This window comes from Aliihoeflea sp. PC F10.4 (assembly GCF_054612275.1).
The window spans coordinates 2,599,533-2,615,191 of sequence record NZ_JBTSWH010000001.1 but is presented as its reverse complement, the minus strand read 5'-3'; the positions used below and the strand labels follow the sequence as shown (position 1 = coordinate 2,615,191).

At 62.5% G+C, this 15,659-nt stretch carries 17 protein-coding genes; 9 read left to right on the top strand and 8 right to left on the bottom strand.

Annotated features, from left to right (window positions below):
- Positions 1–17: 17 nt before the first annotated feature.
- The 4 genes from ACX82Z_RS13185 to ACX82Z_RS13170 form a co-directional block, all read right to left on the bottom strand.
- Positions 18–386 carry a DoxX family protein gene (locus tag ACX82Z_RS13185; protein ID WP_459589426.1) on the bottom strand — a complete coding sequence of 123 codons (369 nt, stop codon included), beginning with the start codon at positions 384–386 and terminating at the stop codon, positions 18–20.
- A gap of 128 nt (positions 387–514) precedes the next feature.
- Positions 515–1,906: a class II fumarate hydratase gene (gene fumC, locus ACX82Z_RS13180; RefSeq protein ID WP_459589425.1), complete on the bottom strand. Its 1,392-nt coding sequence runs from the start codon at positions 1,904–1,906 to the stop codon at positions 515–517.
- A 112-nt stretch (positions 1,907–2,018) separates the two neighbouring features.
- Complete coding sequence (locus ACX82Z_RS13175) at positions 2,019–2,456, bottom strand: YqaA family protein (protein WP_459589423.1); 438 nt, start codon at positions 2,454–2,456, stop codon at positions 2,019–2,021.
- 116 nt (positions 2,457–2,572) lie between these two features.
- Positions 2,573–2,743, bottom strand: a complete 171-nt coding sequence (locus ACX82Z_RS13170; protein WP_459589421.1) for a CsbD family protein — start codon at positions 2,741–2,743, stop codon at positions 2,573–2,575.
- A gap of 35 nt (positions 2,744–2,778) precedes the next feature.
- Between ACX82Z_RS13170 and ACX82Z_RS13165 the strand changes: the two genes are divergently transcribed.
- The gene (locus ACX82Z_RS13165) at positions 2,779–2,967 is read left to right on the top strand and encodes a hypothetical protein (RefSeq protein WP_459589419.1); all 189 of its coding nucleotides are present in this window, start codon (positions 2,779–2,781) and stop codon (positions 2,965–2,967) included.
- Here ACX82Z_RS13165 and groL read toward each other — a convergent pair.
- Entirely contained in the window at positions 2,964–4,616 is a 1,653-nt protein-coding gene (gene groL, locus ACX82Z_RS13160) for a chaperonin GroEL (RefSeq protein ID WP_459589417.1), read from the bottom strand. The two genes, ACX82Z_RS13165 and groL, sit on opposite strands and share 4 nt — an antisense overlap.
- Positions 4,617–4,676: 60 nt before the next feature.
- Entirely contained in the window at positions 4,677–4,973 is a 297-nt protein-coding gene (gene groES, locus ACX82Z_RS13155) for a co-chaperone GroES (protein WP_459589415.1), read from the bottom strand.
- Positions 4,974–5,152: 179 nt separating this feature from the next.
- On the opposite strand from groES, the gene ACX82Z_RS13150 reads away from it, so the two are divergent.
- Complete coding sequence (locus tag ACX82Z_RS13150) at positions 5,153–5,548, top strand: hypothetical protein (protein ID WP_459589413.1); 396 nt, start codon at positions 5,153–5,155, stop codon at positions 5,546–5,548.
- A 15-nt stretch (positions 5,549–5,563) separates the two neighbouring features.
- Here ACX82Z_RS13150 and ACX82Z_RS13145 read toward each other — a convergent pair whose 3' ends face one another.
- The gene (locus ACX82Z_RS13145; protein WP_459589411.1) at positions 5,564–5,917 is read right to left on the bottom strand and encodes a hypothetical protein; all 354 of its coding nucleotides are present in this window, start codon (positions 5,915–5,917) and stop codon (positions 5,564–5,566) included.
- Between the two features lie 261 nt (positions 5,918–6,178).
- On the opposite strand from ACX82Z_RS13145, the gene ACX82Z_RS13140 reads away from it, so the two are divergent.
- The 5 genes from ACX82Z_RS13140 to ACX82Z_RS13120 all read left to right on the top strand — a co-directional run bounded on the left by ACX82Z_RS13140 (position 6,179) and on the right by ACX82Z_RS13120 (position 12,948).
- The gene (locus ACX82Z_RS13140) at positions 6,179–7,021 is read left to right on the top strand and encodes a TIGR01459 family HAD-type hydrolase (protein WP_459911778.1); all 843 of its coding nucleotides are present in this window, start codon (positions 6,179–6,181) and stop codon (positions 7,019–7,021) included.
- 20 nt (positions 7,022–7,041) lie between these two features.
- Positions 7,042–8,040, top strand: a complete 999-nt coding sequence (locus ACX82Z_RS13135; protein ID WP_459589409.1) for a bifunctional riboflavin kinase/FAD synthetase — start codon at positions 7,042–7,044, stop codon at positions 8,038–8,040.
- A gap of 65 nt (positions 8,041–8,105) precedes the next feature.
- Positions 8,106–8,906 (top strand): MipA/OmpV family protein, encoded by an 801-nt coding sequence (locus ACX82Z_RS13130; RefSeq protein WP_459589407.1) that lies wholly within the window; start codon positions 8,106–8,108, stop codon positions 8,904–8,906.
- A 237-nt stretch (positions 8,907–9,143) separates the two neighbouring features.
- The gene (gene ileS / locus ACX82Z_RS13125) at positions 9,144–12,056 is read left to right on the top strand and encodes an isoleucine--tRNA ligase (protein ID WP_459589405.1); all 2,913 of its coding nucleotides are present in this window, start codon (positions 9,144–9,146) and stop codon (positions 12,054–12,056) included.
- A 232-nt stretch (positions 12,057–12,288) separates the two neighbouring features.
- The gene (locus ACX82Z_RS13120; RefSeq protein ID WP_459589403.1) at positions 12,289–12,948 is read left to right on the top strand and encodes a hypothetical protein; all 660 of its coding nucleotides are present in this window, start codon (positions 12,289–12,291) and stop codon (positions 12,946–12,948) included.
- 4 nt (positions 12,949–12,952) lie between these two features.
- On the opposite strand, the gene ACX82Z_RS13115 is transcribed toward ACX82Z_RS13120, so the two are convergent.
- Positions 12,953–13,423: a nucleoside deaminase gene (locus ACX82Z_RS13115; protein WP_459589401.1), complete on the bottom strand. Its 471-nt coding sequence runs from the start codon at positions 13,421–13,423 to the stop codon at positions 12,953–12,955.
- A gap of 58 nt (positions 13,424–13,481) precedes the next feature.
- Between ACX82Z_RS13115 and ACX82Z_RS13110 the strand changes: the two genes are divergently transcribed.
- Together ACX82Z_RS13110 and rsmD are read left to right on the top strand one after the other, a co-directional pair.
- A complete protein-coding gene (locus tag ACX82Z_RS13110; protein ID WP_459589400.1) occupies positions 13,482–15,086 on the top strand; it encodes a pseudouridine synthase in 1,605 nt (534 codons plus the stop codon).
- On the top strand, positions 15,083–15,637 hold the full coding sequence (gene rsmD / locus ACX82Z_RS13105; RefSeq protein WP_459589398.1) for a 16S rRNA (guanine(966)-N(2))-methyltransferase RsmD: 555 nt from the start codon (positions 15,083–15,085) through the stop codon (positions 15,635–15,637). Before ACX82Z_RS13110 ends, rsmD begins: the two co-directional genes overlap by 4 nt.
- Positions 15,638–15,659 lie beyond the last annotated feature (22 nt).

Here is a 15,659-nt window from a genome sequence, read left to right as displayed (position 1 = left end):
TCGACGTGCAGAAACGATCAGCGGCGGCCGAGCGAAAGCGCGCCGGGGCCGGAAACCGACAGGGCCAGAAGGCCGCCCGCGACGGCGATGTTCTTCCAGAAGATCTGCATCTGGTCGGGCGTGAAGTGGCCGATGAAGGCGGTCACAACACAGAAAGCAGCGAGTGCGTAAGCGGCCGGGCGAACCTGGAAACCGACGACAAGCGCAAGACCGGCGACGATCTTGAGCAGCGCGACGAGGATCGCGACGACCATCGGGGCGGGCATGCCGATGGACCCCATATAGCCAGCGAAGCCCGACGGCGCCAAAAGGATCGGCACGCCGGAAATGAGGAACATGAGCGCCAGCGCGATGCGGGCGATAAGGAGGACGACGTCGTTGGACATGGAATGGCGATCCTTGGAGGAGACGATATGCCCCTCCAATATGCCTCGATTACGCCAAGTAAGCGAGACGCCTGCTTTTCGACAATTCGTTCGCTATTCGTGAACGATAACAGCGCTCACGTTCACCACTATCCCGGCTGGATCATTTTCTCCGGCCGCACGATGCGGTCGTATTCCTCGGCCGTCACGTCGCCGCTGGCAATCGCCTCCGCGCGCAGCGTGGTGCCGTTTTTGTGCGCGGTCTTGGCGATCTTCGCCGCCTTATCGTAGCCGATGGTCGGCGCAAGCGCGGTGACGAGCATCAGCGAGTTCTGTACGAGTTCGGAAATGCGCTCTTCGTTGGCCGCGATGCCCGAAACGCAATTGTCTGCGAAGGAGCGCGCGGCGTCGCCGGCAAGCCGCACCGACTGCAGGACAGCATTGGCGATGACCGGCTTGAAGACGTTGAGTTCGAAGTGACCCTGGCTGGCTGCCGTCTGGACGATGGTCTGGTTGCCGAGAATCTGCGTGGCCACCATGGTCAGCGCCTCGGCCTGCGTCGGGTTGACCTTGCCGGGCATGATCGACGAGCCGGGCTCGTTCTCCGGCAGGTTCAGTTCGCCCAGACCCGAGCGCGGGCCGGAGCCGAGGAAGCGGATGTCGTTTGCGATCTTGAAGAGGTCGGCGGCCAGCGCCGCCAGCGCCCCGTGGAAATGCGTCGCCGCGCCATGACTCGCCAGCGCTTCGAATTTGTTTTCGGCGGTGCGGAAGGGCAAGCCGGTCAGTTCGGCGATGCGTGCCGCAAACCCCTCGTCGAAGCCGGTGGGCGCATTGAGGCCGGTGCCGACGGCCGTGCCGCCCTGCGCCAGCGCGTGAACGTCGTGCAGGCTTTCAACGAGCCTGCGCCGTCCCGCGACGAGCGCTGCGACATAGCCGGAAAATTCCTGGCCGAGTGTGAGCGGGGTTGCGTCCTGCGTGTGCGTGCGCCCGATCTTGATGATGTCGACGAAGGCGTTCTGCTTTTCCTGAAGCGCGGCGATCAGATGGTCGAGGCCCGGCAGGAGCGTGGCGTGGGCCTCGCGAACGATGGCGATGTGGATCGCGGTCGGGAACGTATCGTTCGACGACTGGCTCATATTGACGTGGTCGTTGGGATGAACCGGCTTTTTCGATCCCATCTGCCCGCCGAGAATTTCGATAGCGCGGTTCGAAATGACCTCGTTCGCGTTCATGTTGGATTGGGTGCCCGAACCGGTCTGCCACACGACGAGTGGAAAATTGTCGTCGAGCTTGCCGTCGATGACTTCCTGAGCCGCCTTGACGATCGCGCCCGCTCGCTCGGAATCGAGAATGCCGAGCGACAAATTCGTTTCGGCGGCCGCGCGCTTGACGAGGCCGAGCGCGTGGACGAGCGGCAAGGGCATCTTTTCCGTGCCGATGCGGAAATTTTCGATCGAACGCTGCGTTTGCGCGCCCCAGTAACGGTTCGCAGGAACGTCGATGGGGCCGAACGTGTCGGTTTCGGTGCGGGTGGTCGTCATGTTCGCTCCTTGAGAAGGGCTGCGGCAAATGCCGCGGCGATGTCGTCAGGGCTTGGAGGCCGGCTCCTGGCTGACAGACATATGCGTCATCGCGGCCTCGACTTGAAGGGGTTCAGACGAGACCGGCCAGATAAAGAACGAAAGCGTATCGGCTCGTTTTTGCGATCGCGACGATCGCAAGAAAAGGGAGGAAGGGAACGCGCATCACGCCCGCGACCACGGTCAGCGGATCGCCGATCACCGGAACCCACGACAAAAGGAGCGACCACAGGCCATAGCGCCTGTACCAGTCTTCGGCTCTGGCAAGCTGCGCGGGCGAGGCGGGAAACCATCGTCGGTCGCGAAACCGCGTGAGGAAGACGCCCATCATCCAGTTGACGCAGGAGCCAAGCGTATTGGCGACACTCGCAACGACAAGTAGCGCGAGCGGATCGGCCGTGCGTGTGGCGTGCAGCACGGCGAGAACGGCCTCCGACGTGCCGGGCAGAAGCGTAGCCGAGGTAAAGGCGGAAACGGCCAGTCCCCAAAGGGCGGCGACTTCAGTTTCCATGAACAGGCGCGGGTGGCAGCATCAAAGGGCGATGCCAGCCGCCGGCCGGCGATGCAAGATGCGCCCAGCAAAAAGGGCGGCAAAGCCGCCCGTTTCGTTATGAATGCGCAGAAAAACTATTTCAGCTTTTCCTTGACGTTACCAGCTTCCTTCTGGACCTTGCCGGCGGTCTTTTCGGCCTTGCCCTTCATTTCGGTCTTGGTGGAGCCGGTGGCCTTGCCGGCAGCTTCCTTGACTGCGCCGGTCGCCTGCTTTGCTGCGCCCTTGACCTGATCCTTGTTCACCATCGCTCGTCTCCTTGAGGTTCCGGCGGAGCGCCGGAATGGCAGAAGAACGCGGAAACCCGACGGTGGTTGCCGGATATTACGTTGGGGCAAAAGAAAAGGGCGCCGAGAGGGCGCCCTTCCTTGAAGTTTGGGGATTGGACTTCTTAGAAGTCCATGCCGCCACCCAAGCCCGCTTGACGGGCTTGGGCAATCTAGATGATGGGCGTGCTTTATGGACTTCTTAGAAGTCCATGCCGCCCATACCACCCATGCCACCGGGCATACCACCCGGCATGCCGCCGCCGGCCGATTCCTTCTTCGGAGCCTCGGCGATCATCGCCTCGGTGGTCACGAGAAGGCCGGCAACCGAAGCTGCGTCCTGAAGAGCGGTACGAACGACCTTGACCGGATCAACGATGCCGAGCTGGATCATGTCGCCATATTCACCCGTCTGGGCGTTGTAGCCGTAGGTCTTCGAGCCGTTCTCGAGGATCTTGCCGGCGACGATCGATGCTTCGGCACCGGCGTTCGCGGCGATCTGGCGGGCAGGAGCCTGCAGGGCGCGACGCACGATGTTGATGCCGGCGTCCTGGTCGACGTTCTCGCCCTTGACGGTCAGGTCGGCCGAAGCGCGCAGAAGAGCGGTGCCGCCGCCTGCAACGATGCCTTCTTCCACGGCCGCGCGGGTCGCGTTGAGGGCGTCATCGACGCGGTCCTTCTTTTCCTTGACTTCGACTTCCGTGGAGCCGCCGACGCGGATGACGGCAACGCCGCCGGCCAGCTTGGCAAGACGCTCCTGAAGCTTTTCACGGTCGTAGTCCGAGGAGGTTTCCTCGATCTGCTGCTTGATCTGGCCGACGCGGGCTTCGATCTCGGCCTTCTGGCCGGCACCGTCGACGATCGTGGTGTTCTCCTTGGTGATGGAGACCTTCTTGGCGCGGCCGAGCATGTCGAGGCCGACATTTTCAAGCTTGATGCCGAGGTCTTCGGAGATCACCTGACCGCCGGTCAGGATCGCGATGTCTTCCAGCATGGCCTTGCGGCGGTCGCCGAAGCCCGGAGCCTTGACGGCAGCGATCTTGAGGCCGCCACGCAGCTTGTTGACGACGAGCGTGGCAAGAGCCTCGCCTTCGACGTCTTCCGAGATGATGACGAGCGGCTTGGACGACTGGACGACGGCTTCGAGAACCGGCAGCAGCGCCTGAAGGTTCGACAGCTTCTTCTCGTGAAGGAGAATGTAGGCGTCTTCCAGCTCGGCGACCATCTTCTCCGGGTTGGTCACGAAGTAGGGCGACAGGTAGCCGCGGTCGAACTGCATGCCTTCGACGACTTCGAGTTCGGTCTCGGCGGTCTTGGCTTCCTCGACGGTGATGACACCCTCGTTGCCGACCTTCTGCATGGCCTCGGCGATCATGTCGCCGATTTCCTTTTCGCCGTTAGCCGAGATCGTACCGACCTGGGCGACTTCAGCCGAGGTGTTGATCTTTGCGGCCGAGGAAACGAGCGTCTTGACGACTTCCGAGACGGCGAGGTCGATGCCGCGCTTCAGGTCCATCGGGTTCATGCCGGCGGCAACGGCCTTGGCGCCTTCCTGAACGATCGACTGTGCCAGAACCGTAGCGGTCGTGGTGCCGTCGCCGGCGATGTCGTTGGTCTTCGAGGCCACTTCGCGCACCATCTGGGCGCCCATGTTCTCGAACTTGTCTTCGAGTTCGATTTCCTTGGCGACGGTGACGCCGTCCTTGGTGATGCGCGGTGCGCCGAACGACTTGTCGATGACGACGTTACGACCCTTCGGGCCGAGCGTGACCTTCACGGCGTTGGCGAGAATGTCCACGCCGCGCAGCATGCGCTCGCGGGCGTCGCGGGAAAACTTGACGTCTTTAGCAGCCATTTCTTAGCTCCCTGGGTCTTTGGACCCGTTGAATTTCGGATTGGACGGATGTGCGGCTTATCAGCCGATCACGCCCATGATGTCGGATTCCTTCATGATCAGAAGGTCTTCGCCGTTGAGCTTGACCTCGGTGCCCGACCACTTGCCGAACAGGACGCGGTCGCCTGCCTTGACGTCGAGCGGGACGAGCTTGCCAGCTTCATCGCGCGCGCCGGAGCCGACGGCGATGACTTCGCCTTCCTGCGGCTTTTCCTTGGCGGTGTCGGGAATGATGATGCCGCCCTTGGTCTTTTCCTCGGAATCGACCCGGCGAACGACCACGCGGTCATGAAGCGGGCGGAACGTCGACTGTGCCATGTGACTTTGATCCTCGATTGGGATGATGTAAATGGTTCCCTCCGTCCGGCGAACCGGACTGCTAGCACTCACATATGGAGAGTGCCAACGGCGGCGGAGGTAAGCACACTCATTCGCAGAGTCAAGAAAGTTGCGGGAGCGTGCGTTGAAAATTTCTAGACCGGAGATGTGACATTCCTATGCGCCGCCGTTCGTCTTTCGGTTTTTTCGGCATGTTCGGCCGCTCATTCGACCTGCGTCAGCTCGATGCGGCCTTGCGCGGCGTCGACCTTCATCCGGCGTTGGTGCCGGAAGGCGTGAAGATGACCATGGTCAATCTGATGAAGGATCACGGCGTCGACGAGATCGAGGAAGCCTATCCGGCGGTCGCCGAGATGTTCGGCTATTGCGTGATGGGCGCGAACGCCTTTGAGGCCGTCAATGGCGGGCAGCGGCTCGCCGCCGTCGAGGCGAGGATCGAAAAGGCGCTCGACGCGGGCGAGGGGATCGATGCGCAGCTTATCCTGCTGGCGGTCCACGCAAAGCTGATCCAGCCGGAAGTCATCGAGCGCTACGGTATTTCCGCCGACGAATAGGTCAAGTCTTCGCGCTCATGTCGTCGGTCGGTTCGAGCGCCCCACGATCCATCCAAACACGATGCCTGCCGCGATTGCCGCCGGAACGAATGCGGATGCTACCTCAATTATCTGAGCGCGATGGTCGGCCCACGAAAGATGCGGAAACATTTCCGGCGAACTGTATGAGAAGAAGACACCGACGCCGATGCCGAGCACGGCTCCGGTGCCGATCGTCGCTGCCAGTCCGTATCGCCGCATGATGTAAAGCGCGAGAGGGTAGGCGGGCAGGGATACCGGTATCGTAAATGCGCCGATGACAGCGGCGATGAGAAGCGTCACGCCGATGAAGTTCACAACAAGACCTGGGCCCGAAACATCCGGCGGCATGTCCCCTCCGGACATCCACAGCATAGGCGCCATAAGCAGTGCGCTGGCCGATATGGCCGCGCCAAGATGCGCCACGATGAATGTCGTGACATGACGCAGAAACGAATGTGATCTCGTCGGTTGCATGCTTCAAAGCCTGTTTCGAACGGGCACCATAGCCAACGGCTCGTGGAAGCTTGGTTAAAGCGGGTGACTTCATCGCCTCCATCCGGTAGATGCGGATCGAAAATCTCCTGTCCTGACGAGTACCTCATGAGCAATATGATCGACACACTCGACGACATCGCCGACGGCTATTCCGTCATCCTGAGCGATGTGTGGGGCGTGGTCCATAACGGCATCGAGCCGTTTCCCGACGCCTGCGCCGCGCTGAAGCGCGCGCGCGAAAAGGGCAAGATCGTGGTGCTCATCACCAACTCGCCGCGCGTGCGCGACGATGTGGAGGAGCAGCTTGCCGCTATCGGCGTGCCGCGCGACTGCTGGGACCATCTGGTGACGTCCGGTGACGTGACGCGCGAATTGATCACTGAAGGCCCCCGCCGCATCTTTCATCTCGGCCTTGACCGGGATCTGTCCCTTTATGACGGCCTCGACATCGAGCTCGTCGAGGAACAGGAGGCGTCGGGTGTCGTTTGCACCGGCCTGTTCGACGACGAGACCGAAACGCCGGACGACTATGCCGAGATGCTGCGCCGGTTCCGCTCGCGTGATCTGCCGTTCATCTGCGCCAATCCCGACATCGTCGTCGAGCGCGGCGACAAGCTTGTCTGGTGCGCTGGTGCGCTGGCTCGCGACTATGGCCAACTCGGCGGGCGCTCTTTCGTCGCCGGCAAGCCGCATCAGCCGATCTATGTGGCGGCGCTGATCCTCGCCAACCAGTCGCTCGGCCGTCAGGCGCGACCCGAAGACGTGCTGGCCATCGGAGACGGCGTCCTGACCGACGTGAAGGGCGCGGTGTCGAACAATATCGATATATTGTTCGTTACGGCGGGCATCCATGCGCGCGAATACGACGCCGACGGCGCGCCGGACCTTGCGCGTCTCGGCACTTTTCTCGAAGGGCATGGCTATACGCCTGTCGCTTCGATCCCGCGTCTGCGCTGAGGCCAGGAGCTGACCTTGGGATGAAGACCGGTTTCGCCCATATCAGCGGCAGTGGCGAATTGCCCGAAAATTTACGCGGCGGGGTCGTTGCGATCGGCAATTTCGACGGCGTTCATCGCGGCCATCGCGCCGTGCTCGACCGCGCGCTGGACGAGGCGAAAACGCGCGGTGTTCCTGCCTTGGTGCTGACCTTCGAGCCGCATCCGCGCAAATTCTTTCAGCCCGATGCCGCCCTTTGCCGCCTGACGCCGCCTTCCATGAAGGCGCGATTGATAGCCGCCTGCGGTTTTGACGCGATGATCGAGCAGCGCTTCGACGGCGATTTCGCCGGCCTGACAGCGTCCGAGTTCGTCGAACGGATACTCGTCGGCCGGCTTGGAATTTGCCATGCCGTCACCGGGTTCGATTTTCATTTCGGCAAGAAGCGCGGCGGCGGCCCGGCCTATCTGATGGAGGCGGGCGAAAAGCACGGCTTCGGCGTGACGCTCGTTGATGCCTTTCGCGATGAGGGGGCAGAGATCGTTTCATCGAGCCGCATCCGCGATCTTCTGGCGATTGGCGACGTGGCCGAGGCGGCCGGACTGCTTGGCTATCGGTTCGCCGTTGAAGGCGAAGTGATAGGCGGCGAGAAGCTCGGACGAACCCTTGGCTATCCGACTGCCAACATGGCTCTTTCCGAGGATATCCAGCTTGCGCACGGCATCTATGCTGTTCGCTTTCGCCGCGCGGACGGTTCGCTTCATGACGGCGTGGCGAGTTTCGGGCGCCGCCCGACTGTGACGACGGATGGCGCGCCGCTGCTTGAAACTTATCTCTTCGACTTTTCCGGCGATCTTTACGGCGAGACGTGCCAGATTTCGTTCTTCGCCTTTCTGCGCGGCGAGGAAAAATTCGACGACCTTGATGCGCTTGTCGCGCAGATGAAGCGCGATGAAGAAGAGGCGCGGGCGATCATGACGAGCGCGAAGCCGCTCGGTGACCTTGATCTGGCACTGAATTTTTCCGCGCCGACAGCGTGAATATTTCTTTACTTGTTCAATTGTAAATTTAGCGGCAAGAACGCTTGCCTCATGAGGGAAATCCGATGTCGAAGTTCGCGGCCGCCGGCCTTGCAGTATTTGCCGCCACATTGGCCACGACGCCGTCCTTCGCGCAGCAGAGCTGGTTTTCGGGAGACTGGAGCCTGACGCTTGGCGTCGCGGCGATTTCGGCACCGGAATATGAAGGCGACGACAAGTACAAGTTCTTCGCCCAGCCGATCGTCTCGTTCGGCAGACAGGGCACCGAACGCCGCTTTTCCTCGCGCAACGACAACATCTCCATCGGTCTGATCGATACCGGAACGTTCCGCGCCGGCCCGACCGGCAAGCTCGTTTTCGAGCGCGACGGCGGCGATTCCGATGATCTCGAAGGTCTCGATCCGATCCGCTTCGGAGCCGAGATCGGCGGGTTTGCGGAAATCTACCCGACTGACTGGCTGCGCCTGCGCGGCGAGGTGCGTCACGGTATCCGCTCGCATGACGGCGTCGTCGCCGACGTTTCGGCGGATGCGTTCATGAATGTGACGCCCACCATTCAGGTTTCGGCCGGCCCGCGCGTTTCAATGGCGTCGAGCGATTATTTCGAAGCCTATTACGGCGTTTCGCCCGCCGAATCCGTGGCGTCCGGCCTGACGCCCTATACGCCGGACGGCGGCTTTCGTTCGGTTGGTGTGGGCGCGGCGATCAGATGGGACGTGACCGATAAGATCGAGACGAGCCTGTTCGGCGAATATTCGCGCCTCGTCGGCCCGGCGGCGGATTCGAGCCTGGTGCGCGAGCGCGGCGACGAGAACCAGTTTCTGATCGGCGTCTCGGCGACCTATCGCTTCGACTTCTCGCTATAGTTCCGGCGACCGTTCTAGGGGGCTTCCTTCCGGTGCAAGGCTCCGCTAAAAGCGCGGCTATGTCATATTTGGCGCGCCGCATGGCCCTGACGATACGAATTATTGGCCCGGCTGTCCGGGCGGCCTGAGGCTGCCGGACGGTCCGGGACTTTGCCGTTTGCGCGCTTTCCAGCGCGATCCTTCCCATGAGACATACGACGCGCGCGCCGGAATACCGGTTCGCCACAGGGCATGATGATGACCGATACCGCCGATAAGATCGACTATTCCAAGACGCTTTATCTGCCGCAGACGGAGTTTCCGATGCGCGCCGGCCTGCCGGACAAGGAGCCCCAGATCGTGGCGCGCTGGCAGGAAATGGGCCTCTACAAGAAGCTGCGAAAGGAGGCCGAGGGCCGTCCGCTCTTCGTGCTTCACGATGGCCCGCCTTATGCCAATGGCAACATCCATATCGGCCACGCGCTCAACAAGATCCTGAAAGACGTCATCACGCGCTCGTTCCAGATGCGTGGATACAACTCGAATTACGTTCCGGGCTGGGATTGCCACGGCCTGCCGATCGAGTGGAAGATCGAGGAGCAATACCGCGCCAAGGGTCTCGACAAGGATCAGGTGCCGGTCAACGAGTTCCGTAAGGAATGCCGCGAATTCGCGCAAAAGTGGATCGACGTGCAGACTGTCGAATTCAAGCGCCTTGGCGTTGAGGGCGACTTCGACAATCCCTATACGACGATGAATTTCCACGCCGAGTCGCGCATTGCGGGTGAGCTGTTGAAGTTCGCGATGAGCGGCCAGCTTTATCGCGGCTCGAAGCCGATCATGTGGTCGGTCGTCGAGCGCACCGCGCTGGCGGAGGCCGAGGTCGAATATCAGGATTACGAGAGCGACACGATCTGGGTGAAGTTCCCGGTTTTGACGAATAATGATCTTGCCGGCGCTTCCGTCGTCATCTGGACGACGACGCCGTGGACGATCCCCGGCAACCGTGCCGTCGCATATTCGCCGCGCATCGCCTATGGCCTTTACGAAGTCACGTCGGCCGAAAACGATTTCGGTCCGCAGCCGGGCGAAAAGTTGATCTTCGCTGACGCTCTTGCCGAGGAAACGTTTGCCAAAGCAAAGTTGGGTTTCACGCGTCTGCGCGACGTTTCGGCAGAGGCGCTTGGCGCGATCACGCTTTCTCATCCGCTCAAAGGTCTTGGCGGCGGCTACGAATTCACCGTGCCGATGCTCCCCGGCGATCACGTGACCGACGATGCGGGTACGGGCTTCGTCCACACGGCGCCCGGCCACGGACGCGAGGATTTCGACGCGTGGATGGACATGGCGCGCGATCTCGAAGCACGCGGCATCGATCCGCGCATCCCCTTCACCGTCGACGATGCCGGCTTCTTCACCAAGGACGCGCCCGGCTTCGGGCCGGATCGCGAGGGCGGTGCCGCGCGCGTCATCGACGATAACGGCAAGAAGGGCGATGCCAACAAGGCCGTCATCGAGGCGCTGATCGGCGCGAACGCGCTGTTCGCACGCGGGCGGCTCAAGCATTCCTACCCGCATTCCTGGCGTTCCAAGAAGCCGGTCATCTTCCGCAATACGCCGCAATGGTTCGTCTATATGGACAAGGACCTCGGCGATAACTCCACACTTCGCAGCCGAGCGCTCAAAGCGATCGACGACACACGCTTCGTGCCGGCTGCGGGCCAGACGCGGTTGCGCGCGATGATCGAGGACCGTCCCGACTGGGTGCTATCCCGCCAGCGCGCCTGGGGCGTACCGATCTGCGTCTTTGCCGATGAGAATGGCGAGGTGCTGAAGGACGAGGCGGTCAACCAGCGCATTCTGGGTGCCTTCGAGACCGAGGGCGCGGATGCCTGGTTCACTGATGGCGCGCGTGAGCGTTTCCTCGGCAGCCGCGCGAACGAGCCATGGACCATGGTCACCGACATTCTCGATGTCTGGTTCGATTCCGGCTCCACCCACACCTTCACCCTCGAAGACCGCCCGGACCTGAAATGGCCCGCCGACGTCTATCTGGAAGGCTCTGACCAGCATCGCGGCTGGTTCCATTCTTCGCTTCTGGAAAGCTGTGGAACACGCGGCCGTGCGCCCTACGATGCCGTAATCACCCATGGCTTCACCATGGACGAGGACGGCCGCAAGATGTCGAAATCGCTCGGTAACACGGTGACGCCACAGGATGTCATGTCGAAATCCGGCGCGGACATTTTGCGTCTGTGGGTCATGACGACCGATTATTGGGAAGACCAGCGCCTCGGCAAGAACGTGCTGCAGACCAATATCGACGCCTATCGCAAGCTCCGGAATACGATCCGCTGGATGCTTGGCACGCTCGCCCATGACGAGGGCGACGACGTCGCTTTCGCGGACATGCCGGAACTGGAGCGCCTCATGCTCCATCGCATCGCCGAACTCGATGAGGTGGTGCGCAAGGGCTACGACGCGTTCGACTTCAAGCGCGTGACCCGCGCGCTGATCGATTTCATGGTCGTCGAATTGTCTGCATTCTATTTCGACGTGCGCAAGGACACGCTCTATTGCGATGCGCCGTCGAGCACACGCCGCAAGGCAGCGCTCGCGGTCGTGCGCCTTCTCTTCGATAATCTGGTGAAATGGCTTGCACCGATGCTGCCCTTCACCTGCGAAGAGGCGTGGCTGGAACGCTACCCGGAAACGGTTTCCGTTCACCTTCAGCAGTTCGACGAGATTCCGGCTGAGTGGCGCGATGCGGCGCTTGCCGAAAAGTGGCGCAAGGTTCGTCAGGTGCGCCGCGTTGTTACGGGTGCGCTCGAAATCGAGCGCAAGAACAAGACCATCGGCTCCTCACTTGAAGCCGCACCGAAGGTCTATGTTTCCGATGCGGACTTGCGCGCTGCCATCGCGGACCGCGACATGGCCGAAATCTGCATCACCTCCGATATCGAGATCATCGATAGCGAAGCTCCGCAGGATGCGTTCAAGCTCGATGACGTGAAAGGTGTCGGTGTCGTCTTTGCACGCGCATCTGGAACAAAATGCGCGCGCTCGTGGCGCTTCACCGACGATGTCGGGCAGGACGCCGAGTTCCCGGACGTGTCGGCCCGCGATGCGGCGGCATTGCACGAGTTGAAGGCGCTCGGCCGGCTTGCTTGATGGAACCGGCCGCGCCGGCTGGCGCGGCGTTGCTGCTTTTGCCTTCGACCTCTCACCCCATCCGGTAGCGGCGCTCCGGCAACACTCGCGCGCCGCCTGTTGGCAAGTTTCCGCCGCCGTTGCGTGAGGGCGGCGGGCATGCGATACAGGCGCGCATCCACCAAGCGCCTTGTTGTCGCCGCCTTTGCGCGCGAAGGCGCGATGGGGCATAGCGCAAATAAGCGAGGGCGCGATGATCAAAGCGAAACTGACAGCCAAACGGATGCTGCCCATCGGGGCGATCCTGGTGACCGCGACCGTACTGTCCGGCTGCATGGGGCCGACCTACGGAACTGGAACGTCATCGGGTCAGCAGACGCTGGAAGACGTGACCGGTCTGTTGGCGATCGGCGGCACCCGCGAGCGCGAAGAACCCATCGCCTACCAACCGCGCGGCGAACTCGTCCAGCCGGGCTCGAGAGAAGTGCTGCCGACACCGCAGCAAAGCGCCGCGAATAACGAGGCATGGCCCGAATCGCCGGAGCAGCGGCTGGCGCGCATCCGTGAGGACGCAACACTCAATCAGGAAAACAACCAGTATCGCACCAATGTTCGCGGCGCGCGCACCAATGATGGCGGGCCGATGGTGGACTGGGATCAGCATGGCGTTCACGAACGCAACACCGGTGCAAACCGCGCAAACCAGCGCGAGGAGTTCAACCGTCGCCTGGCACAGACGCAGCAGGGCAATCCAAACCAACGCCGCTATCTGAGCGAGCCGCCGACGACCTATCGTCAGCCTGCGGCAACAGCCGCTGTAGGCGATGTGGGTGAGGACGAGTGGCGCAAGGATCGCGCCGCCGGTCGTGCTCAGGGTCGTGGCTCTTGGCGCGACTGGATTCCAGGAATGTAAGGGCTTAGACCCGCTGCCGGCGAAAGAAGGTACGTAAAAGGTCCGCCGATCGCCGTTCCGAAAAGCCTGAATAGGTTTCGGGAGCGTGGTGGCAGGTGGGTGACGAAAAAAAGCGCGGCCCGTTGATGACGGCGCCGCCTTTTTCGTCTTCGGCACCGAAATAGAGGCGGCGGATGCGCGCGAATGAGATCGCTCCGGCGCACATGGCGCAAGGTTCGAGCGTGACATGCAGATCGGCACCGGTGAGTCGCTCCTGTCCGAGCGCGCCGCAGGCGTTCCGGATCGCGAGCATTTCGGCATGTGCGGTCGGATCGTTGAGTTCGCGTGTCCGGTTTCCCGCGCTGGCGATGACAACGCCGTCCACCACGACGACGGCGCCCACGGGCACCTCACCGCGCGCGGCGGCGGCCTCGGCCTCGGCAAAGGCCGTATCCATGAAATTTGGATGAGCGGTTGTAGGGAATTCGCTGGACATTTTTCTCGCGGAACCGAAAACGCTCTGATAGTTACCCGCGCTGAAAGGCAAAGGCCACATGACAGACGATCAAAAGAATAAGGGGCGTTCCGGCCCGCGCGGCGGCAAACCCTTCGTCCGACGCGAGGACGGTGGCGGAAAGCCTTACGCAAAGCGGGACGGCGACGGCAAGCCTTTCCAGAAGCGCGAAGATGGCGAACGCAAGCCCTATGCGGCACGCGATGGTGAGAAGAAGCCCTTCCGCAAGCGCGAAGATTCTGACGGAAAGCCTTTCGCAAAACGCGATGGCGAGCGCAAACCGTTCCAGAAGCGCGAAGACGGCGACCGCAAGCCATTCGTGAAACGCGACGGGGACCGCAAGCCCTACGCGCCCCGCGACGGCGAGAAGAAGCCTTTCGCCCGTCGTGAAGACGGGGACCGCAAGCCATTCCGCAAACGCGATGACGAGCGCCCGGGCCGTGACGAGCGCGCCGCCGAGGCTGCGCGCGGCGAAGAGCGTATCGCCAAGCGTCTGGCGCGTGCGGGCGTTGCCTCGCGCCGCGATGCCGAAGAAATGATTACGGCTGGCCGTGTGTCGGTCAACGGTAAGGTAATCGAAAGCCCGGCGCTCAATGTCACCGGCCGCGACACGATCGAGGTCGATGGCAAGCCGATCCCGGCGATCGAGCGCACGCGGCTTTTCCTGTTTCACAAGCCGTCTGGCGTGGTGACGACGAACAAGGACCCCGAAGGCCGTCAGACCGTTTTCGATGTGCTGCCAAAGGGCCTGCCGCGCCTTTTGACCGTCGGCCGTCTGGATATCAACACCGAAGGTCTGTTGCTTCTCACGAATGATGGCGGCCTCGCGCGCACGCTCGAACTGCCTTCGACCGGCTGGCTGCGTCGCTATCGTGTGCGCGTTCACGGCAAGGTCGAGCCCGAAAAACTGGAAGCGCTGAAAGACGGCATCGCCGTCGAGGGCGTGTTCTACGGCTCCATCGAGGCGACGCTGGAGCGCGAGCAAGGCACGAATGCGTGGATTTCGGTTGGCCTGCGCGAAGGCAAGAACCGTGAGGTCAAGAATGTGATGGGTGCGCTCGGCCTTGAGGTCACGCGCCTGATCCGCGTCTCGTACGGTCCGTTCCAGCTTGGAGAACTCACCGAAGGCGAGATTCAGGAACTGCGCGGTCGTCATTTGCGCGACCAGCTCGGCGACAAGCTGGTCGCCGAATCGGGCGCGGATTTCGACGCGCCGGTGATCAAGGAATTTTCGAACAAGCCGGTCGCCCAGCGCGTCAGCGAAGACGAGGCGCGAGGCCCCGCGCCGCGCCGCAAGGACCGCGACGAGCGGCGCGAGGATGCGCTAGGTCGCCTTCAGACCTCGAAGCCCGGCGGACGCGGAAAGCCGGGTCAAGGCTTCGACAAGGGCGCGGGCGGAAAGCGTGGCGAGAGCGCAGAGAAGCGTTCCGAACCGCAGCGCTCGCGCAATTCGAATGTGTGGATGGCGCCTGGCGCAAAGGCCGTCGGCCCGAAGAAGGCCGCGCGCCGCGCCGAGGAAACGGACGGACGGCGCTATGCCGGCAAGCCGCGTCCGAAGTCCGACGGAGCACCGAAAGGGCCGCGCCGCGATGATCGCGGGCCGTCGCGTCCTGGCAGCGGTCCGCGCGGAGACCGGCGCAAGTGAGAATCGTCGGCGGAACGCTTCGCGGGCGGCCGCTTTCGACCCCGAAGACCGATGCGATCCGCCCGACGACGGACCGCACCCGCGAGGCCGTCTTCAACGTGATCGCCCATCGCTACGGCGATTTGCTCGATGGCGGCCGCGTGCTCGACCTGTTCGCCGGCACCGGCGCGCTTGGCCTCGAAGCGCTTTCGCGCGGCGCGTCCTATGGCGTTTTCATCGAAGAATCAGCGGAAGGGCGCGGCCTGATCCGCACGAATGTCGAAGCGTTCGGCCTGTCCGGGCGCACGAAGATATTCCGCCGTGACGCGACCCGTCTTGTCGAGGCCGGTACGCTCGCCCCGTTTGATATCGTCTTCGCCGATCCGCCCTATGCGAAAGGGCTTGGCGAAAAAGCGCTTGCGGCGGCAATTGAAGGCGGGTGGCTGAAGCATGGCGCGCTGTGCGTCGTGGAGGAAGCGGCGGCCTCGCCCTTCCAGCCGCCTGCGGGCCTGACGCTCGAAGATCGCCGCGACTACGGCGATACGAGTGTCGCTTTCTGCGTCTTTGCCTGATTTCGGCCTCTGTCACTTTGCA